Origin of the sequence: Shewanella sp. cp20, assembly GCF_000832025.1 — a bacterium.
Classification (GTDB): Bacteria; Pseudomonadota; Gammaproteobacteria; order Enterobacterales; family Shewanellaceae; genus Shewanella.
Genome location: NZ_JPII01000060.1, coordinates 1 through 210 on the forward strand (window position 1 = coordinate 1; position 210 = coordinate 210).

The 210-nt window shown below is 48.1% G+C and carries 1 rRNA gene; it reads left to right on the forward strand.

Going from position 1 to position 210, the window contains the following annotated elements:
- Positions 1–97, forward strand: a 16S ribosomal RNA gene (locus DB48_RS19570); the annotation flags it as partial.
- Positions 98–210: the final 113 nt, after the last annotated feature.

Here is a 210-nt window from a genome sequence, read left to right on the forward strand (position 1 = left end):
AACCTTCGGGAGGGCGTTTACCACGGTGTGGTTCATGACTGGGGTGAAGTCGTAACAAGGTAGCCCTAGGGGAACCTGGGGCTGGATCACCTCCTTACTATACGATGATTTGATAGTTGTTGAGTGTTCACACAGATAACTTGTTCTTGTTAGAGCGAGTGGCACGTCCGAGCGGCGATGCTTGTTCTTTAAAAATTTGGAAAGCTGATA